The following is a 23393-nucleotide window of genomic DNA, read 5'->3' on the forward strand; positions in this document are numbered from 1 at the left end:
TTATAAAATTAACCATCATACTTCTGCGTATTGTATACCTTCCTATAGCTGGACTTTTTATACTTCCCATATCTTATTGGTTTGCAGCTGGCTTCATCTCCGAATATGGACCGGAATCACCTGAAGTTATCTTTCCACTCTGGCTAATCCCCGCTGCAGTGTTCTTGCTCGGCGTCGTCATACAATGTTGGAAAAAGTATTTTTGGTTAGGAATAGGTATTACGGTGTTCTCGTTTATTTTGTTCTTTACAGACATCATTCCTTATAGAGCAATCAATCTGTTTTGAAATGATGGAACCGGTTTATGAAAAAGAGAAGCGAAAATAAACAAGCCCGGCTCAGTTCATAACTGTGCCGGGCTTATTTTGATATCTACCATTCGAACACAAATTTCAGTGTAATCGTAATCGCAGAGTATAGGATGACGGAAATAAGGAAAGTCGGGAAATGCGTGTCCTTTTCGCTCGGCAATTCGTGCTTGAATACGGTGAAGATCATGGCGCCGGAAACGAGCGAGAAGACGATCGATTTGAACAGCGGCGTCAGTTCAGTCGTCAAAGCGACAATCCAGCCGGCGACAATGCCGACAGCCAGTATATAACGACCGTATTTATTGTACTCCACAGGAAACTTCCGCCACATATCATGGGCGACCGCCATGAAATGCGGACCGATCGCGACGCAGTAGAACAAAGCTTGAATGGCTGACACTTCAAATGACAGGACAGAGTAGGATACGAGCGCGTTATAGAAAGCATAAAACACGATGACAGACCAGAAAGTAGAGGTGTGGGAAATATAATTTTGCTGAATGACGATTTGAATGCCGACAAATAAGACGACACCGAGAAGGCCGATGAAATAGATTTCCGACTCCATCGTTAGCTGCCGGTACGGTTCTTCGATCGCCGCTTGCTGCTTATGAAGTGTGGGGAGCAGGTAGATAAAAATATACGAAACAGCTAGCCTGCCTGAAAACGAGAACCATTTCACTTGCTTCAGTTTATCTCGAGGCACCAGGACGCTCGCGAAGAAATGGATCAAGATAAATACTATGCCGATCAAGAACGGTATCAACAGCATGACCCAAGCCTCCTGTCAGATGGAATGATCTGGTGAATGGCAGAATTTCATGAAATTAAAAAAATATCATGATTAATATGTGATGGTTTTTTATATTGTACTGCTTCGACTCCAAATAATGAATAACCTTTTAATCTTCAGAAGTGTTGCGCAGTTGAAACTATATTTAATAAGACGATAGGGTTTTTTAGTGAAGAAAGAGAATCTAGTCGAATGACTAAAATTTCGGAGGCTGAAGATGAAAGACAATATGCATTATGAACTTACAAGCATGGCGGATACGCCTGAAACATTTTCTTACGCAGAAGACTATTCGTTTTGGATACCGATGATCGAGTATTTCTTTGAGTATGCAGATTCATTTGAAATCCATTGTTGGAAAGAAGAAAGCGCAAAATTCGAAGATATTATAAATTCGTTGCCGAATGTAGAACATGATAACGATGGCCAGTTGCTTATTGCAAGTGGACAATTAAATGAAAAAGCGAAAGAATTTATTCTTACGCGTTCTCTTGATACTAAAGGCAGGCTGAAGTGGTTCTCCTTATTTTTAGAAAAGCAAGGCGAACCGCTATTTTCGTCTGAACATTGTGGAGTGGAATTGATTGGTTACAAGTTAAACGCAGAACAAATAGCGTTTCTAGAAAAGTTCTTCCTGGAGATGTTCGTAGGTTTGAGTGGTGAATTTGATGACGCCTATATCCATAGTTCTGATAATTATGTATCAAACTTCTTTACTATAAATTATTTTATTACTAAATCTATTTAATCGACAAGATTTTTATATACATATAATAGACACGCATATATACTAAATTTTAGTAGATAAGGGGTAATTAGATTGAATCGAAGAGGGACTGGAACGATTTTATCTTGATTGCTGCGATGTTGTACTCTGCAAAAAATATAAGCGCAGCCATATTTGGAAGCGCCACTACCACGTGGGACGAAGAGTTATTCGATATATTTTGTCTTACACAGGAACTTCTTTACATGCCTTGAGTATTATTGCATTTATAAGCGGCATAGTATATATCGGATGGGCTGAAATAGGTGAAATGAAAAAGGAAACTCAAATTAGCATGGAAGGTATAATATTTACAGCCATTACTGAATAGAGTTCAAAAGTAAGAAAGTACCTTCACTCTATGATGTCTTTTATCTTGGTTTAACCGAAGGATTGATCAAAACTATTAAAGGAGAACCACTTATGATTATTCGCTTGTTGAAGTCATTCGCTCTATCGATCGTCTTCTTTTCATCGCACTTATCTCTTTAATCGTTGCTTTCAACGGAGACTCTTTGCTATTGTAACATCAAGACCTTATGGAGCTGAATCTTGGGAAACATCGAGCAATTTGATTGATGCCTATACATATATCCCTATGTTCATCGGCGTTTATTTTCTTTTGCTTTCTTCGATCACTTTTACTATTCCATACTTAAATCTCCAAAAATAAACTACGCTGTAATTATTGGGGAAGAATTATTTGAAACTTCCTGATTATTACTAAAAATTCGTCAATGTTCCAAATTGAACGCAATTGAGTTATCAAATTGTCTTTTAGATTGATTGTATAAAACAGGAGGCAACCAATAATATGGCTGCCTCCCTGTTTATATTTTGTTAAACACAATAGATTGATAACCTTTTATGGTTATTTCTGGTATTCTGTTGATGTTAGCTCACCGGTTTTAATCCCATTTTTAAAAAAGAGATACCTAAAAATAAGTTCAGGATTTGAAATTCACGCTTTTGTAAGAAATAGGCTAGGAGGAGACAATGGTTTTCAAATTTATCGGGTAATTCATTTATTGCTCACTGGAGCTGTCACTATTCTGATTTCTACTTTTTGCATCCGGCGGGCTTGGGAAAATTATACAGATAATGCTTTTCCAAATCCCAATGGCTTTTGCCCATCTTGGTATGGGGATAGGGTGCGTTCTATCTTTCATCAAAAGACAGTCATTTACGGATTAATCATTAGTTTTTGCCAATCCTATTTTATATGATGCTTTTCTATATTTAAAGGGATGCTCATTAAAATCTTGATATATTTTGACTCCCTTTATTAATCTGCTGATGCCAATTCGCTAAGCCGAATAAATTCCTCAGCGTCTTTTACACATAGTGCCATGCCTTTTTCCCAGAATTCTTTTGGGTGATGTCTTCACCCAGATGCTTCAACTTAATATTTTGATTGGAGATAGAATCATGAAGCTAATCAATGAACGGATATACTTGAGGCCAGTTAAGGCAGAAGATGCACAGCTGTTCTTGGATCACACCGAAGACGAGGAAATTCGATACATGACCGGAACAAAAGCCAGGTTTTCGCTTGAGCAAATCCAAGACCATATCGAACAGATCCAACAGGACGACACGCGCTACGATTTTACGATCTGTTTGTACGCAACGGATCAATTGATTGGTGAATTGTCAGTATTGGATATTGACCAGGGCAACCAGAGTGCAGGGTTTAGGATCACCATGAATGCGATGGCACTGACGGGCAAAGGCTATGGCACAGAAGCGATCGAACTGGAGCTGAAATTTGTATTTGATGTGCTGAAGCTCAACCGCCTGCAATTGGAAGTGTTCAGCCATAATGAGCGGGGCATACGCGCTTATGAAAAGAACGGCTTAAAGAGAAGGGTCTTGCGGGTAGTGCTCCATTACAACGGGGCGTTTTCAGACGAAATCATCATGGCAATTATCGAAGCGATTATCAAAAGCAAAAGCAAGAAAGGCTGCAGAAGCCTTTCTTTTTATGGATAAAAATCCTGTAAAACTTTCTGGTTGCATTTTTCTTTAACGGGTTTATATTATGTGAGGCATCAATTAATGAGGGGTCAATTAATATTTCTCAAAACAATTAGGATAGAAAAGGAGCAATTTACCATGAACACTGCAAAACAAAAACCAATGATTTCAATGAAATCGTCAATGGGCGCCGTTCCATTAAACAATACGATCCGGACGTGAAAATCAGCCGCGAGGAAATGACCGAAATCCTGAAACAGGCTTCCACGGCGCCATCTTCCATCAATATGCAGCCTTGGCGTTTTGTTGTTATCGACAGCGCAGAAGGAAAAGAAAAGCTTGCGCCGCTGGCATCTTTCAACTTGGAAAAAGTGATGAGTGCATCAGCTGTCATTGCCGTGTTCGGCGACCTCAACAACATTGAGTACGCAGAAGAGATTTATGGAAAAGCTGTAGAACTCGGTTATATGCCGGAAGAAGTGAAAGAATTCCAAGTCGGCTACTTCAAACCTTTGTATGAAGGCATGTCCAAAGAGCAGATGAAAGACATCGTGCTATTGGACTCAGGGCTTGTATCTATGCAATTGATGCTCGTTGCCCGTGCATTCGGCTACGACACCAACCCAATCGGTGGCTACGACAAGGAAAAAATCGCTGAAACGTTCGGCCTGGACAAAGAGCGGTATGTGCCAGTCATGCTTCTCACGATTGGTAAAGCCGCCAACGAAGGCTTCCAGTCGTACCGCTTGCCGGTCGAGACGACCACGACCTGGAGCTAAGCCAGCCAATCTTGAGTATTCGGTATTTATGTATTATATTTGACTGGTCAATGAATAGTGGGCACAGCTATCAATTGACTTCATCGATTATTTAGGAGGTCTTTCTATGCCGTGTTCATTTTCAAAGCAGGAACAAATGCTGCACCAGTTTAAGGGCCTGACCAATCAGATCAGCCCAAAGTTCGAGCGCTGCACAGGTATCAGTGCGTCACGCTATGAATTATTGTCCCAACTGTATAAGGTGGATGAAATCAATCAATCGACGCTTCAAAAATTGGTCAATATCGACGGCGCCGCGATTACGCGTCATTTGAAACAGCTAGAAGCGAGCGGAATGGTCACGAAGCGCAGAAATCCAGAGGACAACCGCGTGATTTTTGTCAGCCTGACCGATGAAGGCCGCGAGCGCATCATCGAATACCGGAAAGAAAATATGGGCTTCGTTAAGCAAATGCTCCACGATTTCACGTCTGAGGAAGTGGATGCGCTAAGCGATATGCTACAACGTATGCAAGACAATATCGTTGATTATTAAAAAAATATAAATTAAAGGATGGCGAAAACATATGATGATTATCCACGCACATTTGCAAGTAAAACCTGACCAAGAACAAGCGTTTTTAGATGAAGGCAAAACTCTTATTGAAGCATCGCGTCAAGAACCAGGCAATGTACAATACGATTTGATGAAATCGGTCGAGCAGGACGGCCATTACACGATGGTCGAAGTATGGAAAGATGCGCAAGCAATCGAAGCCCATAACGCGAGCGAGCATTTCACGGCATTTTCGAAAAAAGCAGCCGGATTCATGAGCGCGCCGATGGAACTCAAAGTCTATAGCGGTGAAGCTGTCCCAATGTAAGAAAAACTTGTTTGTTCAAATGAGATGCCAGACAGTGCTTGAACATCTCGGTGAACTGTGACAAGATAGACCTTGAAAGACAAATGCTAATTTCATAAAACACATGTGGGGAATCGGTGTTGCCGATTGAGAGAATATCCGTGAGATATTGACCCTTGGAACCTGAACTGGCTAATACCAGCGGAGGGAACATATTCAAATCGGTCTATTCTGCGATGATATGCGCCCAAGGTTTCTATAACCTTGGGCGCTTTTTTGTATCCGCAATTGGATATGTCCCCTGAATCAGCTCCTGAAATCATCTTTTATGAATTCATTCAGAGGGGGAAACAAGATGAAAAAATGGACGATTGCCATTGCGCCGGTATTGCTGCTGGCGGCATGTACAGACGAAGCGGAAAATCCGGGCAGCGATGTGGCGAATGAACAACAGGGATTACAAGAAGTGACGATGGTGTTGGATTGGACGCCAAATACCAACCACACCGGATTGTATGTGGCGCAGGAAAAGGGCTATTTTGAAGAGCAAGGGCTCGATGTCGAAATCATCTTGCCGGGTGAAGCGGGCGCCAATCAATTGGTCGCCTCCAACCAGGCGGAATTCGGCATCGGGGCACAGGAAAGCTTGACGGAAGCGAGAGTCCAGGGAATCCCGATCGTCTCGATCGCGGCGCTCATCCAGCACAACACGTCCGGATTTGCATCACCTAAAGACAAAGGCATCGAATCGCCGAGTGATTATGAAGGGAAAACTTACGGCGGATGGGGCGCGCCGGTCGAAAAAGCAGTGCTTGGGTCCATCATGGAACAAGACGATGCCGATGTGGGAAAAGTCGACATCGTCAATATCGGCAATAGCGACTTTTTCACAGCGGTCGAACGCGACATTGATTTTGCGTGGATCTATTACGGCTGGACGGGAATTGAAGCCGAACTGCGCGGCGATGAATTGAACATGCAGTATTTGACGGACTACTCGGACAAACTGGATTATTACACCCCGATTCTGATGACCAATGAAAACTTGATTGCAGAAAATCCGGAAACCGTTCGTGCATTCACCAAAGCAGTGTCGCAAGGCTATGAATTCGCCATCGATGAGCCGGAACAAGCAGCTGAGATCTTGATCGAAGCGGTACCAGATTTGGACCCGGAACTGGTGAATGCGAGCCAGAAATGGCTGTCGCCGAAATATCAGGACGATGCCGCGAAATTCGGCGAACAACAAGAGCAAGTGTGGGCGGATTATGCAGCTTGGATGTTCGGCAACGGGTTGCTGGATGAGGAACTGGACGTCGAGCAGGCATACACCAATGAATTTTTACCGGAGGAGGAAAACTGATGGGCAATGCACTATTAAGTATTCAAATCATCCCGAAAACCAAAAACGGGGAAGACGTTATTCCGTATGTGGACAAAGCGATTGCCGTCATTGAAAAGTCAGGCGTCCCGTACCAAGTCAATCCATTGGAGACGACGATGGAAGGGGATCTGGCGCAGTTGTTTTCAATCGTCGAAGAAATGAACGAAGCGATGATCGAGTGCGGCAGTTCGAACGTCATCTCACAAATCAAAGTGCTGTATCAGCCGAGCGGCGCGTCGATGGATAAATTGACGGAGAAATACCGGCCGTGATGATTGTGCGAAAAGGATGGAGACCGGTTCTGGTCCTCATCCTTTTATTGATCATCTGGCAAGTGCTGGTGCCACTGTTTGAAGTGCCGGACTGGCTATTGCCGACCCTTATCAGATCGGGCTGGAAGCGGTAAAAGTTGGCCAAAACTACAGCGGGCATCTGATTGCGACAATTCGTTTGTCGATCCTCGGCTTTTTATCGGATCGTCGATAGGGCTCGGCGTCGCGATGCTCCTCCATCTCGTGCCGAAACTGCGGGAGACCTTTTATCCTTTGTTGATTTTATCGCAAAATATCCCGATTATCGTTTTGGCGCCGCTATTGGTCATTTGGTTCGGCTTCGGCTTTGTGCCGAAACTGATTATCATCATTCTCGTGTGTTTTTCCCGATCACTATCGCGGCACTTGACGGGTTCAGGCAGACGAGTGGCGAGTTGCTGCATTATATGAAAATGGCCGGAGCTAACAGACGCCAGATTTTTGGAAACTCGAATGGCCGCATGCGATGCCGTCGATCTTTTCAGGCTGGAAATGTGCGGCGACCTATAGCGTCATGGGCGCTGTCATTTCTGAATGGCTCGGGGCGCAGGAAGGCATCGGCGTCTATATGACGCTCGCCTCGTCGTCATTCCGGACGACGCAAGTATTTGTCGCGATCCTGTTGATCATGTGTTTGAGCATGCTATTTTTTGCGGCGATCGTGTTACTCGAAAAGCGGGTCATCCGCTGGAAAACGAGCGGGGGAGGGAATTTGAATGGCTGAATTGGCGATTGAGCAATTGACGAAAAGCTTTGACGGGACCGAAGTGCTGAAAGAGTTATCATTGAATATAGGAGACGATGAATTTGTCGCCGTGCTCGGCCCTTCCGGCAGCGGTAAAAGCACGTTATTTCATTTAATTGGCGGGCTTTATGAGCCGGATGCAGGAAGTATTCTATTGGGCGGCGAGAACATCAACGGCCAAAAAGGCTCCGTCAGCTATATGCCGCAAAGCCCGTCGCTGCTTCCGTGGCGCACCGTGCTGGACAATGTTTTGTTAGGGGCTGAGATCGCCGGTCACAAAGACCAGCAAGCAGCCATTCAAATGATGGAAAAAGCAGGCCTGGCAGGTTATGAGCAATCGTATCCGCACCAATTGTCCGGCGGCATGAAGCAGCGCGCCGCCTTTATCCGCAGCCTATTGAGCCCACAGCCGCTCATTTTGCTGGACGAACCGTTTTCAGCGCTCGATGAATTCACCCGTTCAGAAATGCAAAAATGGCTGCTTGATATTTGGCAGCATAATAAACGCTCGATTCTTTTCGTCACGCATAATATAGAAGAAGCTTTGTTTCTCGCAGACCGAATTCTGGTGTTATCGGAAAAACCTGCGCGTGTCCTCGCTGAGTTTAAAGTGGGTTTCGCGAGGCCGAGAGCAGAAGACATCACTTTGACAGAAGAGTTTCTGCAACACAAGAAGGACATTTATAAAGTGTTGAAGAAAGGGACAGGGGAATAAGGTTTTAAGCGCATATTGAAGTGGTTTTCGAACTGGATACAGAAGGAGGGGCAGCGATGGATACGTGGTTTGGTGCAAGATCCGATTATCCGTTCGAGCTTTTTTCCGTAAGCCATCTAGTGGTACTGGCAATCGCTTTGACAGGGTTCCTTTGCCTGATCCTTTTGAGAGATAATTTAGCCGCTAAAAATGCCTTGTTCCAGCAATTACGCTGGCTGCTTTTTCTTGTGCTGCTCATCTCTGAAGTGTCCTATCAATATTGGGCCATTAGCCACGAGTATTGGAGCTTCAACCGTTATATGCCGCTCCATCTATGCGGCGTCGCTTCTATCACCGCCATGATCGGCTTAGTCACTTTGCACCCATTTTGGATCCGCCTATCTTTTTTCATCGGCATCGTGCCCGCGGCTTTGGCACTGGTGACGCCGGATATGCCGTATGATTACCAGCATTACCGGTTTTGGAAATTCTTTGTCCATCATACCGCTATCGCATGGGCATGTTGGTTTTTGGCTTTGGCTATGCCAAACGCACTTACATGGCGCTCGGTGTTTTCGGTTTATGGCCTTTTGCTCGTCTATGCCGCGTTCATCGGCTTTTGGGTCAATCCACAGACTGGCTCGAATTATCTTTACCTGTCGCAGCGGCCATCTACCGTCTCGCCCTTGGATTTCTTCGGGGACGGCGTTTGGTATTATATCAATTTATGCTTAGTTGCTTTCTTTTTATTTGCGGTTCAGTACGGGATATTCCGCTGCCTCTTTAAAAACAGTTTCTGAAGACAACTGAATCAGTTCATAAACTAGCTGCAGAGGACGGAAAAGCTTCCGTTTCCGGCAGCTTTTCGGTTTTAAATAGAGGACTAATTGCATATTTAGAGAATAGAAGGGGACATAGAAGAAAGGGTGGCGGGGATGGATTGGGTAGTCGTACTGAGCTGGACATTGAACTCTTTGTTGCTGTTGAATATCGTGCTCGCGCTGGTAATCATCTTCAATGAAAGGCGGGATGCAGGGACTACTTGGGCATGGCTATTGATTTTGTTTTTCTTGCCGATTCTCGGATTTATTGTCTATTTGTTTTTCGGCAGGCATTTGACCAACAACAACTTTTACAATTTGAGCGAAGACGAACAATCTTATTACACGCGGCAAGTCGAATCACAAGTCCAGCGCATACAGACAGGGGAAGCGGAGTATGATGAAGAGCTGTTGAACAAATATGAGCAATTGCTGATTATGAATTTGCGGTCGTCCAAATCGCTCGTCAGCTTCTACAACGAAACCCGTATATTCTCTGAAGGCAACGAGAAGTTCGATACGATGATCGAAGACATCAGCCATGCGCAGGAAGAAGTCAATGTCCAATATTACATCATTAAACGAGATGCGCTCGGCCAGCGGTTATTCGATGCTTTGCTCGAGCGTGCCAAAGCCGGAGTCAAGGTACGGCTTCTCTATGATGCAGTCGGGTCGAAGAGTTTAAAACAATCGGATTTCAAGGAATTGATCGAACATGGCGGCGAAGTGGAAATCTTTTTTCCGTCCAAATTGGGAATCAATTTCCGCCTCAATAACCGCAACCACCGGAAAGTATGCATCGTTGACGGGAAAATCGGCTATATTGGTGGGTTTAATGTTGGGACGGAATATTTAGGCGAAGTGGAGAAATTTGGGTATTGGCGTGATGTCCATTTGCGCATAGAAGGCGATGTCGTCCAACACATCCAGGACCGTTTCGTCTTGGACTGGAATTATGCCAACCAGTATAAGAGCCGCGATGACATTTTCTGCTTTCCCACGCATCAAATCAAGAACTTCTCGCCGATGCAAATCGTTACGAGCGGGCCAAATTCCCATACCGAGCATTTGAAAAACATGAAAATCAAAATGATCTCTTCGGCAAAACGTGAAATCTACATCCAGACACCGTATTTCATTCCTGATAAAAGTTTTATGGACGCCTGTAAGATGGCCTTGCTGAGCGGTGTAAAAATGAATATTATGATTCCCGGCAAGCCGGACCATCCATTTGTTATGTGGGGATCCTGGTCGTTCCTTGGCGAATTGCTCGATTACGGAGCGGACGTCTATTTATACGATCGTGGTTTTTTGCACTCCAAGACGATGACCGTGGACGGCGAGATTTCAACCGTCGGGACCACGAATCTGGATGCCCGCAGCTTCCGCTTGAATTTCGAAATCAATACGCTGGTGTTCAACCGCCGGATTGCGCTGGAACTGGAGTCTTTGTTCGAGTCGGATACGGCCGATTGCCGCAAATTGACGAAAGAACTCTACGCAGAGCGCGACTGGACCATCAAGCTGCGCGAAGGTTTTGCCCGCTTATTGAGCCCGATCTTATAATTTGTGATAGTTACGTGTGGAATGTGGGTTGAAGAAGTCTACTATTCCAGTACGAATTAAAATAGAATTGTTTTTCTACATTCAAAATTCAATGATCTATCTAAGTATTTGGAGAAGCGTTCGCTCGACTCCTGTGGATCAGCGAGACGACCGAGACCCCGCAAGACGCGAAGCGGCTGAGGAGGCTTGGGCGCGAGCCCACGGAAAGCGAGCGATAAGCTTCGGAAAATACAACTTCTTATCTTTCTCGACAACCTGAAAAAAGCTGGAACCTAAAATGGTTCCAGCTTCTTTATTTGCCCGAAGTTTTCAAGGCCTACAAGCGCTTCTGTGACATGGCTTCGCGCATATGGCGGAGTGCCGTCTTGCCTTCGTCTCCACGGGCGATCATGACGTTCGTGTAGAGCGCATCGATCAAGCTGAGTTGCGCGATGCGGGAAGCGAGGGCTTCCGAGCGGAAATCCGTTTCTTCCGACAAAGTGTACAGGACAATATCCGCCTCTTTGGATAAAGGTGATTTAGCGAAATTGGTTACACAGACGATCGTCACTTCTTTTTCCTTCAAGACGTGAAGCACTTCCAGGACATCGCGCGTGCTGCCGGAGTGGGAGATGACAATGGCCACATCGCCTTTGGTGAGCTGGGATGCGGACATAAGCTGCAAATGGGCGTCCATATTCATCGCCACATGAAGGCCGAGGCGGACAAATTTATGATAGCCGTCCATAGCGATCATCGCAGACCCGCCGTTTCCGAAAAACTCGATCTTGCGTGCAGACAGCACTGCAGCGACTGTTTGTTTCAAGGCTTCTTCGTCGATAATCTGCAAGGTATCTTCGAGTGTCTTGATATTGGAGCGGAACACTTTTTCCGCCACTGTTTTAACTTCGTCGCCTTCTTCGATCTGTTCATGGATATCTTTTAATGGTGCTACAACTTCGGCAGCCAAGGCGATTTTGAATGCCTGGAAGCCTTTGAAGCCGAGGCGCTGGCAGAAGCGGAAGACGGTCGATTCTGCCAGCCCGAGCTCATCGGCAATTTGGTTGATCGTCAAATGGATGATGTTGCGGGGGTCATTCAAGATGTAATCGGCGATTTTCTTTTCCTTTTCACTGAAATTGCGGTAACTGCCACGGATGGCTGCTAATGCGAATTGTTGTTGTTTCATTCTGCCACGCCTCTTTCTGCTACTTGGAGTTTTTTTATATTTCTATCATAACATGCTTGTATGTGGAAAAATATTTGATATACTGAGTTCATTAAGGAAAAATATTCTTTTATTCAACAGGAGGTTATATGATGGAAATCGGAATTATCGGTTTGGGCAAGATGGGGAAAAACTTGGCACTCAATTTAACAGATCATGGCCATACAGTGGTAGGGCATGACGCAAACGCCTTGGAAGTAAGCGATTTCAAAGTGGAAGGATCGCTCGAGGAATTGGTGCAGAACCTTCAGGCGCCTCGTACGGTGTGGTTGATGGTGCCGGCTGGAGAAATTACGGAATCGGTCATCGAACAATTGGTGCCGCTTTTGGACAAAGGCGACGCTATTATTGACGGAGGCAACTCGAACTACAAAGAATCGGTGCGCCGTGCCGAGGAATTGAAAGCGAGCGGAATTTATTTCTTCGACTGCGGCACAAGCGGCGGGACAGAAGGCGCGCGCCACGGCATTTGCGCAATGATCGGTGGGGATGAAGAGAAGTTCAACGACATCGAACCGCTCTTCCGCGACATCTCAGTCGAAGGCGGCTACCTCTATGCCGGCAAATCAGGCAGCGGGCATTTCATGAAAATGATCCACAATGGCATCGAGTACGGCATGATGCAATCGATTGCTGAAGGATTCGATATCCTCCACAAAAGTGATTTCGACTACGACTACGAAAAAGTGGCGGGTGTCTGGAACAACGGCTCAATCATCAGTTCTTATTTGATGGGCTTGACGCAAAACGCCTTCTCGAAAGATGAAAAGCTCGATGGCATCAAAGGGGTCATGAACTCTTCGGGAGAAGGAAAATGGACAGTGGAAACGGCACTTGATTTGAATGTGCCGGCACCGGTCATCACAATGTCGCTGATGATGCGCTACCGTTCGCTCGAAGATGATACCTTTACAGGAAAAGTCGTCGCAGCACTTCGCAATGAATTCGGCGGGCACGCAGTCGTCAAAAAATAAACCATTGTTTATCGGATAGGGGGAAGTCAAATGGCTGGTTCAACATTGATCATGATCGCGGTCGCAAGCATTTTCGTTTTGCTATTTTTGGTCATGCGCACGAAATTGCACGCGTTCGTGGCGTTATTATTGGTAAGTTTACTGCTCGGCATCGCGGCAGGCATGCCGCTTGGGGATGTTATCCAATCGATTCAAAACGGCATGGGCGGAACACTCGGCTTTGTCGCAGTGGTCGTCGGCCTTGGCGCTATGTTCGGGAAAATGCTTGAAGTTTCCGGCGGCGCTGAGCGCTTAGCGGCAACGATGATCGGCAAATTCGGGGAAGACAAAGCTCCTTGGGCTCTTGGCGTGACAGGCTTCATCGTTGCCATTCCCGTATTCTTCGATGTAGGTTTCATCATTTTGGTGCCGATCGTTTACAGCTTGGCGAAAAAGACCGGCAAATCGCTTTTGCATTACGGGATTCCGCTATTGGCGGGTCTTGCTGTTACACATAGCTTCATCCCGCCGACCCCGGGACCGATTGCGGTTGCGGAACTGGTCGGTGCAGAACTTGGCTGGGTTATCCTGTTCGGGGTGCTTGCAGGGATTCCTTCGATGATTTTAGCGGGACCTGTTTTTGGACGCTACATAGGGAAGCGTATTCATTTGACGATTCCGGATTACATGGATATCAAAGAACAAGAATACGATAAGGAATTGCCAAGCTTCGGCATGATCATTTCTTTGATTTTGATTCCGCTTGTGTTGATTCTCTTCAACACCTTGTCAGCCGTCGTGTTTGATGAAGGAAACCAGATCCGTGAGATTTTGACTTTCCTTGGCCATCCATTCGTCGCCTTGACGATCGCTACGATTCTGACGTTTTTCTTCCTCGGCACACGCCGCGGCTACTCACGCCAGGAAGTTCAAGACATTGCAACGAAAGCACTTGAACCTGCAGGGATCATCATCCTCGTTACAGGGGCTGGCGGCGTGTTCAAACAAGTGCTCATCGACTCAGGTGTCGGTGATGTGCTTGGCCAAATGATGGGCGATTCTGCGCTTCCGCCGATTGTCCTGGCATTCCTGATTGCTTCTGCAGTCCGCGTGGCACAAGGCTCAGCTACCGTTTCCATGGTAACGGCAGCTGGCTTGATCGCACCGCTTCTAGAAATTACCGGAACAACTGGCCCAGCACTTGGCTTGATCGTTATTTCCATCGCTGCAGGCGCTACGGTCTTGTCTCACGTAAACGATTCCGGCTTCTGGCTTGTTAACCGCTATTTCGGAATGAACGTCAAAGACACCTTGAAATCCTGGACCGTAATGGAAACCATCATCGGCCTCACCGGATTCGTGGTAGTATTGATTTTGAGTTTCTTTATCACATGAGTACAGAAAAAGAAAAAGGGATCCTCCTTTTTCTTTTTCTGTTATAAGGAAGGAAGAAGAACATGCCTGAACAATCCTATTATTTAGGGGTCGATATAGGGACCACTTCCACAAAAGCTGTCCTATTCAATAAAGCGGGACAAATCAAAGACAGCCATACAGTTTTCTATCCCTTGCACACGCCGAACCAATTGACCGCCGAGCAGGACCCGGAAGAAATTTTCCGCGCCGTGCTGACAGCTGTCCGGGAAACTTTGAGAAAAAGCGACATCAGCAAGGAGTCATTAAAGCTCTTGTCGTTCAGTTCGGCCATGCACAGCCTGATTGCGGTGGATGCTCAAGGAGAGCTTTTAACAAATAGCATCACTTGGGCAGATACGAGAAGTTCAAAGCACGCGAAGCACATTAAAGAAAACTTGAATGGCCATGACATTTACTTGCGGACCGGTACCCCGATCCATGCGATGTCGCCGTTATCGAAACTTTTGTGGCTGCAGGATGAAAAACCGGAAATCTGTGAACAGACCGCGAAGTTCATTAGCATCAAGAGCTATATTTTCCATAAATTCTTCGGAGAGTACGTCGAAGATCATTCAATTGCCTCTGCTACCGGCTTGTTCAATTTGGAACAGCTTGACTGGGACCAAGGCGCACTCGATGTATCTTGTGTAACGGCCGAGAAATTGCCGCGCCTCGTGCCAACGACCGAGCAATTTGCAGGAGTCGCCCCGGAGTTCGCTGCGTTTATGGGTGTTCGGGAAGACGTTCCGTTTGTTATCGGGGCAAGCGACGGTGTGTTGGCCAATCTCGGCGTCAATGCCATCGACCCCGGCGTCATTGCTGTGACCATCGGGACGAGCGGTGCCATCCGCACGGTCTCTCCTGTGCCGAAAACCGATCCGAAAGAGCGGACTTTCTGTTATGTATTGACGGAAAACCATTGGGTGATCGGTGGGCCGGTCAATAACGGTGGCATCATTTTGCGCTGGCTGCGCGATGAATTTGCGTCATCCGAAGTGGAAACGGCGAAACGCCTCGGGATCGATACGTACGATGTGTTGACAAAGATCGCCGCAACGGTCAAACCGGGAGCTGACGGGCTATTGTTCCACCCTTATTTGACAGGGGAACGGGCTCCGCTATGGGATGCCAATGCCAGAGGATCGTTTTTCGGCCTCAGCATTCATCACCAAAAGCAGCATATGATCCGTGCTGTACTGGAAGGCATCGTTTTCAATCTCTATACTGTGCTTCTCGCTGTTGAAGAATTGACGGGAGAACCGGCACGCATACAAGCATCCGGTGGTTTTGCCCGCTCCGAGTTATGGCGCCAGCTCTTGGCCGACGTCTTCGACAAGCCGGTCATCATCCCGGAAAGCTTTGAAAGTTCCTGTCTCGGCGCAGTGGTCCTCGGCGTGTATGCAACTGGAGAGATCGAGGATTTCAGCATTGTCTCTGAGATGATCAGCCGCACCCATACGAATCATCCGGAAACGGAAGCAAGCAATATTTACCGTGAATTGCTTCCGATTTACATCCGCTTGTCGCGTTTGCTGACAGAAGAATACGAAAGCATTTCCGATTTCCAGCGGAAGCATATGAAATAAGAAGAAAACCCGAAGCTTAATGGCTTCGGGTTTTTCTAATCCGACGATTAATTTTATTATAAAGTTGATCGAGCTTTTATGGAAAAGTTCTGAAAACGAGCCGGATGAGAAGGAGCTTTTGATATACTAATATTTACAAGTAAAGGTGGATGCTGGGCTGGATAGATTACTGGCATACACAATAGGAGGCAGTATGAAACTCGTTTTATTATTCGGCCCGCAAGCTGTCGGCAAAATGACCATAGGCCATGAATTAGAAAAGATAACGCACCTCAAATTACTTCATAATCATATGACGATTGACTTGCTGCATCCGTTCTTTGGATTCGGTGAAGACACGTGGCGAATCTCCAGTATTATTCGGGAAGAAATATTTAAAGCGGCCGATAAAAGTGATCTGGAAGGCATTGTTTTCACTTTCGTCTGGTCGTTCGAGTCAAAAAAGGATTGGGAATTCATAAACCATGTTCGTTCTATTTTTGAAGAAGCGGGTGGAGAAGTCTATTTCGTAGAACTTGAAGCCAATCAAAGCGAACGCTTGATACGGAACCAAACGCCTCATCGTCTCGAACATAAGGCAACGAAACGCAATATCGAAGAATCCGAAGTGCATTTAATCGAAACACATAAATTGAACCGGCTCAACTCTTGGCCAAATGAAATCCGAGAAGAAAATTACATACGAATCGATAACACACATCTAGGTCCAGAAGCTGTCGCCAAAACGATCAAAGATCGCTTTACCTTGTAGAAAAACGATAGTAGGCCTTTTATAAAACCAGCCAGATAGACGTTAGGACATTTATAAGAAACGAGGTGAGAGGCCTATGCTGGATCAAGTGTTGAAGCAATTCCGTTTGGAAGTCGTTACTTTCAACGAAGTCGAAGATTCTTTCAGTTCAACGGTATACAAATGCACTTTATCGAATGGCGAATCGGTCTTTGTGAAAATTCCGTATACCCGCGTGAAATATGAACGCGAGCTGGCCGCTTATGAAATCCTCGCTGGGCATGTCCCGATTCCAAAGCTGCTCGGTTTTTGGGAGGGGGATGCTAAATGTCCGGGAGCTTTACTGCTGTCTGAACTGAAAGGGAAGCCTTTGTCCGCAACAGCTTCTCCGGAAATCGCGTATCAAATCGGGACAATGCAAGCATCTATGCATCAAATCAAACCTTCTAACAAAACAGCACTCGGCGCCATACAAAATGAATTTCCCAATTGGCATGAATTCATCGAAAGGCAGTTTTATAGCTTTGCGGAAGATGCAAAAGAAGTATTGGATGAAGATTTATATATGGCCAGCTTGCGCAAGTTTGAGCAAATGAAGTTGGAACTTCCAGCACCAGACGGGCCGAGTTTTGTCCATATGGATTTCCGCCCAGCTAATATCATTGTGGAGGAAGGCCAGGTTTCCGGCATGATCGATTTTGAAAGTGTGCGCTTCGGTTCGACGGAAATTGATTTCACTAAAATTTACCGTGATTTTTTAAAGTCGGATCCTGCCCTGCTGAATTCTTATCAGATGGGCTATAACAGCATCCGGCCGATGATCGATTTGCGAGCCGTCTTGCCCTTTTATCGCTTCATTGATGCCTTTAACAGCATCGGCTGGAGTCAAAGACGGGGCCTGGAGAAGAATTTTGCATTCTATGGAACCAACTTGGGGATTTTGAAAAAGATGGTGGAGTAGTTCGGTTATTTTTGAAACAGGTTATGTAGGAATATTAGGAAGGAACTCAGTCTTTTTTTCAAGGTGATCTAAAAAAATAAAGGAGGCAAATCAATGATTAAAGGCCTTTACGAAGCGCATTTACCGGTCAGGGATTTAAAACGCTCCATTGAATTCTATACTAGTTTGGAATTGGAACTCGCTTATGAGACTCCAAAGCTGGCTTTCTTTTGGATTGTCAAAGGGCAAAGTTGGGTGGGCTTATGGGAAACGGATAAAATGGAAACGCCTTATCCCCCTTCGCTTCGCCATATCGCTTTTCATGTGGATATAGGAGCGATCCGCAACGCTATGGACTGGTTGGCCGAAAGAGGAATCGAAGGAAGAACGGCTTTCGGATTTTCACCGGAAGAACAACCAGTGATCTTGCCGAACCGTCCTTATGCCCACGCAGCAGTTTATTTTCATGACCCGGATGGCAATTCACTGGAATTTATCGCACCGCTAGATTTCAAGGTTGAGGAAGAATTCGACATGATGTCTTTAGCACAATGGGATCAAAAGCACGTATAGAAAATGTTCAGCTGAGCCAGCTGAAAGCTACGGGAGGGCATCACATGTTGAAATATACGTTGTGCTTGATTCGAAATGGTGATAAGATTCTGCTCCTGAACCGGGAGAAGCCGCCGCAAATCGGCATGTGGAATGGCGTCGGCGGAAAAATCGAGCCCGGCGAAACGCCGCTTGAAAGTGCCATCAGGGAAACCTTTGAAGAGACCGGCATTCGATTGACAGATATGCTGCATGCAGGAAATGTTCTTTTCACGAATGAAAGCAGCCGTCAAGGAATGTACTTGTTTATGGCGGATTTGCCGGAAACACAAGTTTTGGCTACGCCTCTTGGAACCCGTGAAGGCATATTGGATTGGAAGTCAATCGACTGGATTCTGCAAAAAGACAATCGCGGAGTAGCCGCTAATTTACGTGCCTATCTGCCTTCGCTGCTGAAAGGCGATTTGGGATTGGAACATTGCTTCATTTATAAAAATAGGGAAATCGCTGAGTACACAACAGCAGCACTTTCTGAAGCATTAAAGGCATAGAGAGGAGTGGATCTAATGAATTTTAACTCGATCAATTTCAACGAAAAACTTTCGAAATTCGACGATCTATGGTCGCCGAAAGTCATCGCAGAAATGAATGATTATCAATTCAAAACCGTGAAAGTGCAAGGGGATTTCGTCTGGCACAAGCACGACGAAACTGATGAAGTGTTCATTGTGTTAGAAGGAGAACTGGCCATTGAATTTCGGGGCGGAAAAGTGGAATTGAAAGCAGGCGAAATGTTTGTCGTTCCAAAAATACAGAGCATAAGCCATTTGCGAAAACGCAAGCGAGCATCTTGCTGGTTGAACCTAAAGGCGTCGTCAATACAGGCGATATTCAAAGTGGGCAGACGGCAGAAAATGATGTGTGGATCTAAACGGGTTTTTCATGAAATTTACGCTTTCGTTGCGTGAAATGCGGTAAAATAACAGCATACTTTGTTTTAGGACGTGATTTTCTTGCCGGATTGGACTTATCATACGATGTTTGAACCCACACTTTCCCGCTTGCCGGCAAAAACCGGGAGAGAATTTATCCATAAAGACATGCATCGGATCGCCTCGATCCCCGGCGGAAGCAAACTCATCGAATATTTGGGGCACACGGCTCCAGCTAAGCAGCTGGAAACGGAGATTTTCGGTTTAAAGATCGCCAACCCCGTCGGCTTAAGCGGAAAAATCGATCCCTTGCTTTCCGGAACCAAGGCATTCAGCCATTTGGGAATGGGCTTTATCGAAATCGGCCCGGTGTCGTGGAAGCCAGTGGAAGCGGGTTCGCCGGCATTCACCGACTCAAAAGATAATTTGCTTTTTCCATACCATCTGGAATCACCCGGCCTCAAGCGAACGATCGATAAGCTCGAGAAGCTGAAACCGTTCAGTAAGCCGATTTTCATCCGGATAGGGAAAAGCGGTTCTTTTGAACAAACGCGTTCTTTATTGAACAAGCTGTCTGCGTATGGAGATGCTTTTGTCATTGAAGAGCCGTTCAGCGAGGAACAGCGGCAGTCTTTAAAAGAAGCAGTCGGCAGCAAGCCGCTATTATATGCCAGTTCAGCGGATGAAATCGATTCGGCTGTTATGGGACTGGCAGCTAATGAAATATACATAGACGGAATCGTCATCGATGAACTGGGAATAGACACGGGCGAAGGCATGGAATATCCAATCGAACAAGCTGGACTGCTGGCTGAACAAGTGTCTGCCATTCGGCAGCCCAGCACAATTCCGATCATCGTCTCAGGCGGAATCGCTGAACCGAAAGACGCCCTGGCTTTATACGGGGCAGGAGCGGATTTGGTGATGCTCTCTAGCGGCTATGTCAGGACAGGCCCCGGTTTGCCGAAGCGCATCAATGAAGGATTGCTGGATCAACGAATAACGGCGCCTCCTGTGTACGATGGCTGGATTTGGCATTGGCAATGCTCGTCAGTATGACCATCGTCCTCATGCCTTATGACGAGACATTTTTGAACTTATCGCGAGAAGAGCTCATTGCGATCAATCCGAATATTTATCATTTCATGCAGCATGACCGGATGACCGTAGCCGGTACGATGGTTTCGGGCGGCATTCTCTATATGCAATTGGCAAGGCATGGCGTCCGTTACGGCCTAGAATGGGCAAAACGCGCGATTCACATCGCAGGGGTATTAGGGTTCCTCGGTATTTTATTATTTATCGGATTCGGTTATTTCGACTGGCTCCACGGCTTTCTTTGGCTCGTTCTACTGCCATTTTTCTGGAAAGGCTACCAGGCATCCAAAAACCATAGCGAACATTCGTCTTCGCGCAACCGCACGAACCACCAAGCCTGGAAACGCAGCTTGTGGGGACAGCTGGCGTTCGTCTCACTGGGATTTGCACTCGCAGCAGCTGGGCTTGTCATTTCGACAATCGGCGTGAACGGCGTTTTCGTCCAAACCGACATCGCCTATATCTGCATGAGCCCTGAACAAATCGCTGCCATCAACGAACGGCTCATTCCTGTAATCGCGCATGACCGGCCGGGGCTTGGCAGCGCCTTGATCAGTGTTGGGTTGCTTGTGTTGATGCTCGCGTTATGGGGATTTCAGGAAGGGCAGCGGTGGGTCTGGTACACGTTCCTGTTCGGCGGGCTGCCGGCGTTTGGGGCGGCCATCATCATTCATTACGTAATCGGCTATACGAGCTTTATCCATATCCTGCCGGCGTACGTGGCCTTAGTGCTGTTCGCAAGCGGGTTGATAATGTCCCGGAAGTTCTTTTTTTACGGATCATAATTTAGCTCATAAAAAGACAGCCAAGTGGCTGTCTTTTTATATTCTTGACCATTGAAAGTGCCGAAGAAGTCAGCAGATTCGTAAATTTAAAAACGGCTACGTTTCAATCGCCGTCTTCCCGCAACTCTTCACGTTCTTCTTTCGCTTGATCTCGTGTTTCTTTTCTATGTTCATTGCCGCCACTGCGGAGTTCATTGCGCAAATTCGTGGCAGTGTCTCTTGCAAATTGCCTCAAATCAATGGCCGTTGCACTAATCAACTTGCGAACTGCCGCCCCGTCGATTTTCGCGGTATCTTCCAATTCATAGGTCAGTTCTTTGAATCGGGTTTCTTCGTCATATGTCGCATTGATGAATTCGGTCTCCTGGTCGTACAATTCGTTGATCCGTTCGGTTTCGGATTTGTACACTTTATTTAGATTCTCGGATTCCCATTGGTACCATTCGTTAATGATTCTCGTCGTTTCCTTCTCAAAAAATGCTTTTAGCTCCTGGTCATTGCGCACGGTGGAATAAGTGCCGTCGCCAGCATCAGCTACATCTTTCAATTGTTTCTGCCCATCATTTTCTACGTCGAAACCGATGATGTTGACAATCGCTTTTGCGCCGGACTGGTTCAATTGTTCCGCCTGTTTTACCGGGGTGCCATTGCACGTCTCCATGCCATCGCTCACCACATAGATCAAGTTTTCAGACGCTTGGTCACCAAAATGATTCTGTGCGGAGGCCAAAGCAGAGGCAAGGGGAGTCCAGCCGGCGGGTGAGAACGAATCGAGCGCAGCGGTGAACTGTTGTTCATCGAATTCGCCCAATTCGTACACTTCTTCAATCGCTTCGCAGGACTGTTCTTTATCCGCGGCTTTATCTGTCCCTTTATGGCCATATACGGTGAGAGAGACATTTGCCGAGTCAGGCAGTCCACTAACGAAGGAACTGACTGCCTCTTTTGCGGATTGAATTTTAGGGATACCACCGACATCGCCTGCCATGCTACCGCTGGAGTCAAAAAGAACTGCAATATTAACTTGTTGTTCAGGGGATCCTTGTCCATTCACTTCGCCCGGCTGTGCACTTGCCGATTCAAAAGACGTATCGACATTGGAGATAAATTCCTCGAATTCCCGGTAATCTTCGCCGGCCAGTGCCAGCATTTCCAAATAAACAGCTTCTGCTGATTGGTCTTCAGTCTGATCTGCCATTTGTTCCATCACGGCGTCTTTCTCATAGTGTTCACCGCTATACGGTGCATTTGCTAAATCCAGCTTCAATCGCTCTTCAATCGTTGAAAATTGAAGCGAAGCCGTATTATCGCCTGTATTGTTTTCTGCAGCCGCATCTTCCGTGGCAGAAGGGGAGTCGACGGCCGTTTCTTCTCCTTGCTGTGCATTGTCATCTGCTGCAGAGCAGCCTGCCAACCAGATAAGCGTTGCGGGAAGAATAAATAATTTGTTCATTTTTGATCATGTGGACAGAAGCACCTCCAGGTCAATGTGAAAATCCATCAATGCCGCTAATAGAGTGGGCGGCGTATTTGTATAATGTAAATGGTAATATATTCATATTATCTTTTATTAATATGTATTGTCAAATTAAGTATGGATAAATAAACATTCGTTTAGTCGTAAAACATTAAAAACCCTTTCCGTAATCGAGACGGGAAGGGGTGAGCTGTTTGCAAAACAATTAATAGGTTTTGATTTGTTCTTTTCGGACGGTGGATTCTGGATTATAAGCTTGATCCTGGCTTTTCTTCTTATCCAAGTATTTCATCAAGCCGGCTGCGTTATTACTGTACTGGTTGACTTGGAAACGGTTGGCAGGGTCGTCTTCGACTTTTTTCGAAATGCCCGACGTGATGCTGCGGACCACCGAATTCATATCGATGACTGAATTGATCGTTCCTTTCGCCCCGTCGACCAGGACGGCCACTTTCTCGGATTTTTGTTGGATGTCTTCTTTCAATTCATTTGTCGTGTGCTGCAAATGAGTCGTTTCAAGCATCAGCTTGTCCATGCGGCCTTTCAAGTTATCTGCCGAACCTTTCATTTCTTTCATCGGCTCCTTGATGCCGGATAGCAGCATCACGACACCGACGACGGCGACGATCAGGCCAAGGACAATGATTCCTAGTGCTATGTAAAGCCAAATTATCGGGTCCATATAAACTTCCTCCTTTTTCGTTTGTGTATTAAGCCATACCCGTTTT

General features: G+C 46.1%; 23 protein-coding genes, 2 pseudogenes and 1 riboswitch. Of the genes and pseudogenes, 21 read left to right on the forward strand and 4 right to left on the reverse strand.

Annotated elements, in window-relative coordinates:
* Nucleotides 1-372: 372 nt before the first annotated feature.
* The gene (locus tag CW734_RS09595) at nt 373-1083 is read right to left on the reverse strand and encodes a hypothetical protein (protein WP_101190301.1); all 711 of its coding nucleotides are present in this window, start codon (nt 1081-1083) and stop codon (nt 373-375) included.
* A gap of 238 nt (nt 1084-1321) precedes the next feature.
* Between CW734_RS09595 and CW734_RS09600 the strand changes: the two genes are divergently transcribed.
* The 11 genes and pseudogenes from CW734_RS09600 (at nt 1322) to cls (ending at nt 10989) form a co-directional block, all read left to right on the forward strand.
* Complete coding sequence (locus tag CW734_RS09600) at nt 1322-1852, forward strand: hypothetical protein (RefSeq protein WP_101190302.1); 531 nt, start codon at nt 1322-1324, stop codon at nt 1850-1852.
* 1446 nt (nt 1853-3298) lie between these two features.
* The gene (locus CW734_RS09610; RefSeq protein ID WP_101190303.1) at nt 3299-3862 is read left to right on the forward strand and encodes a GNAT family N-acetyltransferase; all 564 of its coding nucleotides are present in this window, start codon (nt 3299-3301) and stop codon (nt 3860-3862) included.
* Between the two features lie 116 nt (nt 3863-3978).
* Entirely contained in the window at nt 3979-4626 is a 648-nt protein-coding gene (locus CW734_RS09615) for a nitroreductase family protein (protein WP_101190304.1), read from the forward strand.
* A 106-nt stretch (nt 4627-4732) separates the two neighbouring features.
* Entirely contained in the window at nt 4733-5161 is a 429-nt protein-coding gene (locus tag CW734_RS09620) for a MarR family winged helix-turn-helix transcriptional regulator (RefSeq protein ID WP_101190305.1), read from the forward strand.
* Nucleotides 5162-5192: 31 nt separating this feature from the next.
* Nucleotides 5193-5489, forward strand: coding sequence for a putative quinol monooxygenase (locus CW734_RS09625; protein WP_101190306.1), 297 nt, complete (start codon nt 5193-5195; stop codon nt 5487-5489).
* A 96-nt stretch (nt 5490-5585) separates the two neighbouring features.
* Nucleotides 5586-5696: riboswitch (TPP riboswitch) on the forward strand.
* A gap of 127 nt (nt 5697-5823) precedes the next feature.
* Nucleotides 5824-6831 carry an ABC transporter substrate-binding protein gene (locus tag CW734_RS09630; protein WP_101190307.1) on the forward strand — a complete coding sequence of 336 codons (1008 nt, stop codon included), beginning with the start codon at nt 5824-5826 and terminating at the stop codon, nt 6829-6831.
* Complete coding sequence (locus CW734_RS09635; RefSeq protein ID WP_101190308.1) at nt 6831-7124, forward strand: thiamine-binding protein; 294 nt, start codon at nt 6831-6833, stop codon at nt 7122-7124. The genes CW734_RS09630 and CW734_RS09635 overlap by 1 nt, the downstream gene beginning before the upstream one ends.
* Nucleotides 7124-7887 (forward strand): annotated as a pseudogene (locus CW734_RS09640) (ABC transporter permease). Before CW734_RS09635 ends, CW734_RS09640 begins: the two are co-directional and overlap by 1 nt.
* Nucleotides 7880-8623, forward strand: coding sequence for an ABC transporter ATP-binding protein (locus CW734_RS09645; RefSeq protein WP_101190309.1), 744 nt, complete (start codon nt 7880-7882; stop codon nt 8621-8623). The pseudogene CW734_RS09640 and the gene CW734_RS09645 overlap by 8 nt, the downstream one beginning before the upstream one ends.
* Before the next feature lie 56 nt (nt 8624-8679).
* Nucleotides 8680-9402 carry a YwaF family protein gene (locus CW734_RS09650; RefSeq protein WP_101190310.1) on the forward strand — a complete coding sequence of 241 codons (723 nt, stop codon included), beginning with the start codon at nt 8680-8682 and terminating at the stop codon, nt 9400-9402.
* A 135-nt stretch (nt 9403-9537) separates the two neighbouring features.
* The gene (gene cls, locus CW734_RS09655) at nt 9538-10989 is read left to right on the forward strand and encodes a cardiolipin synthase (RefSeq protein WP_101190311.1); all 1452 of its coding nucleotides are present in this window, start codon (nt 9538-9540) and stop codon (nt 10987-10989) included.
* A 316-nt stretch (nt 10990-11305) separates the two neighbouring features.
* Here the strand turns inward: cls and CW734_RS09660 are convergent, their stop codons facing one another.
* Nucleotides 11306-12157, reverse strand: a complete 852-nt coding sequence (locus CW734_RS09660; RefSeq protein WP_101190312.1) for a MurR/RpiR family transcriptional regulator — start codon at nt 12155-12157, stop codon at nt 11306-11308.
* 131 nt (nt 12158-12288) lie between these two features.
* Between CW734_RS09660 and gnd the strand changes: the two genes are divergently transcribed.
* The 10 genes and pseudogenes from gnd (at nt 12289) to CW734_RS19690 (ending at nt 21188) form a co-directional block, all read left to right on the forward strand.
* Nucleotides 12289-13170: a phosphogluconate dehydrogenase (NAD(+)-dependent, decarboxylating) gene (gene gnd, locus CW734_RS09665; protein WP_101190313.1), complete on the forward strand. Its 882-nt coding sequence runs from the start codon at nt 12289-12291 to the stop codon at nt 13168-13170.
* 30 nt (nt 13171-13200) lie between these two features.
* Complete coding sequence (locus CW734_RS09670) at nt 13201-14544, forward strand: GntP family permease (protein WP_101190314.1); 1344 nt, start codon at nt 13201-13203, stop codon at nt 14542-14544.
* A gap of 62 nt (nt 14545-14606) precedes the next feature.
* A complete protein-coding gene (gene gntK / locus CW734_RS09675) occupies nt 14607-16151 on the forward strand; it encodes a gluconokinase (RefSeq protein WP_101190315.1) in 1545 nt (514 codons plus the stop codon).
* 193 nt (nt 16152-16344) lie between these two features.
* The gene (locus tag CW734_RS09680) at nt 16345-16902 is read left to right on the forward strand and encodes a P-loop nucleotide/nucleoside kinase family protein (protein WP_101190316.1); all 558 of its coding nucleotides are present in this window, start codon (nt 16345-16347) and stop codon (nt 16900-16902) included.
* Between the two features lie 76 nt (nt 16903-16978).
* Nucleotides 16979-17842 carry an aminoglycoside phosphotransferase family protein gene (locus CW734_RS09685; RefSeq protein WP_101190317.1) on the forward strand — a complete coding sequence of 288 codons (864 nt, stop codon included), beginning with the start codon at nt 16979-16981 and terminating at the stop codon, nt 17840-17842.
* A 93-nt stretch (nt 17843-17935) separates the two neighbouring features.
* The gene (locus CW734_RS09690) at nt 17936-18394 is read left to right on the forward strand and encodes a VOC family protein (protein WP_101190318.1); all 459 of its coding nucleotides are present in this window, start codon (nt 17936-17938) and stop codon (nt 18392-18394) included.
* 44 nt (nt 18395-18438) lie between these two features.
* Nucleotides 18439-18924 carry an NUDIX hydrolase gene (locus CW734_RS09695; RefSeq protein ID WP_101190319.1) on the forward strand — a complete coding sequence of 162 codons (486 nt, stop codon included), beginning with the start codon at nt 18439-18441 and terminating at the stop codon, nt 18922-18924.
* 15 nt (nt 18925-18939) lie between these two features.
* A pseudogene (locus CW734_RS09700) lies at nt 18940-19304 on the forward strand (cupin domain-containing protein).
* A gap of 82 nt (nt 19305-19386) precedes the next feature.
* Nucleotides 19387-20364, forward strand: a complete 978-nt coding sequence (locus CW734_RS19685; RefSeq protein ID WP_308302138.1) for a beta/alpha barrel domain-containing protein — start codon at nt 19387-19389, stop codon at nt 20362-20364.
* Nucleotides 20337-21188, forward strand: coding sequence for a hypothetical protein (locus tag CW734_RS19690; RefSeq protein WP_308302137.1), 852 nt, complete (start codon nt 20337-20339; stop codon nt 21186-21188). Before CW734_RS19685 ends, CW734_RS19690 begins: the two co-directional genes overlap by 28 nt.
* A 103-nt stretch (nt 21189-21291) precedes the next feature.
* On the opposite strand, the gene CW734_RS09710 is transcribed toward CW734_RS19690, so the two are convergent.
* Entirely contained in the window at nt 21292-22641 is a 1350-nt protein-coding gene (locus CW734_RS09710) for a VWA domain-containing protein (protein WP_101190320.1), read from the reverse strand.
* Nucleotides 22642-22870: 229 nt separating this feature from the next.
* Entirely contained in the window at nt 22871-23347 is a 477-nt protein-coding gene (locus CW734_RS09715) for a DUF948 domain-containing protein (RefSeq protein WP_101190321.1), read from the reverse strand.
* Nucleotides 23348-23393 lie beyond the last annotated feature (46 nt).

This window comes from Planococcus sp. MB-3u-03, from assembly GCF_002833405.1.
Taxonomy (GTDB): Bacteria; Bacillota; Bacilli; order Bacillales_A; family Planococcaceae; genus Planococcus.

Coding starts and splice junctions, on each gene's coding strand:
- CW734_RS09660 (WP_101190312.1), bottom strand. CDS start 12,157: ATGAAACAACAACAATTCGCATTAGCAGCCATCCGTGGCAGTTACCGC.
- CW734_RS09650 (WP_101190310.1), top strand. CDS start 8,680: ATGGATACGTGGTTTGGTGCAAGATCCGATTATCCGTTCGAGCTTTTT.
- gntK (WP_101190315.1), top strand. CDS start 14,607: ATGCCTGAACAATCCTATTATTTAGGGGTCGATATAGGGACCACTTCC.
- CW734_RS09595 (WP_101190301.1), bottom strand. CDS start 1,083: ATGCTGTTGATACCGTTCTTGATCGGCATAGTATTTATCTTGATCCAT.
- gnd (WP_101190313.1), top strand. CDS start 12,289: ATGGAAATCGGAATTATCGGTTTGGGCAAGATGGGGAAAAACTTGGCA.
- CW734_RS09710 (WP_101190320.1), bottom strand. CDS start 22,641: ATGAACAAATTATTTATTCTTCCCGCAACGCTTATCTGGTTGGCAGGC.
- CW734_RS09685 (WP_101190317.1), top strand. CDS start 16,979: ATGCTGGATCAAGTGTTGAAGCAATTCCGTTTGGAAGTCGTTACTTTC.
- CW734_RS09635 (WP_101190308.1), top strand. CDS start 6,831: ATGGGCAATGCACTATTAAGTATTCAAATCATCCCGAAAACCAAAAAC.
- CW734_RS09680 (WP_101190316.1), top strand. CDS start 16,345: ATGAAACTCGTTTTATTATTCGGCCCGCAAGCTGTCGGCAAAATGACC.
- CW734_RS09715 (WP_101190321.1), bottom strand. CDS start 23,347: ATGGACCCGATAATTTGGCTTTACATAGCACTAGGAATCATTGTCCTT.
- CW734_RS09645 (WP_101190309.1), top strand. CDS start 7,880: ATGGCTGAATTGGCGATTGAGCAATTGACGAAAAGCTTTGACGGGACC.
- CW734_RS09610 (WP_101190303.1), top strand. CDS start 3,299: ATGAAGCTAATCAATGAACGGATATACTTGAGGCCAGTTAAGGCAGAA.
- CW734_RS09630 (WP_101190307.1), top strand. CDS start 5,824: ATGAAAAAATGGACGATTGCCATTGCGCCGGTATTGCTGCTGGCGGCA.
- CW734_RS09670 (WP_101190314.1), top strand. CDS start 13,201: ATGGCTGGTTCAACATTGATCATGATCGCGGTCGCAAGCATTTTCGTT.
- CW734_RS09695 (WP_101190319.1), top strand. CDS start 18,439: ATGTTGAAATATACGTTGTGCTTGATTCGAAATGGTGATAAGATTCTG.
- CW734_RS09625 (WP_101190306.1), top strand. CDS start 5,193: ATGATGATTATCCACGCACATTTGCAAGTAAAACCTGACCAAGAACAA.
- cls (WP_101190311.1), top strand. CDS start 9,538: ATGGATTGGGTAGTCGTACTGAGCTGGACATTGAACTCTTTGTTGCTG.
- CW734_RS09600 (WP_101190302.1), top strand. CDS start 1,322: ATGAAAGACAATATGCATTATGAACTTACAAGCATGGCGGATACGCCT.
- CW734_RS09620 (WP_101190305.1), top strand. CDS start 4,733: ATGCCGTGTTCATTTTCAAAGCAGGAACAAATGCTGCACCAGTTTAAG.
- CW734_RS09690 (WP_101190318.1), top strand. CDS start 17,936: ATGATTAAAGGCCTTTACGAAGCGCATTTACCGGTCAGGGATTTAAAA.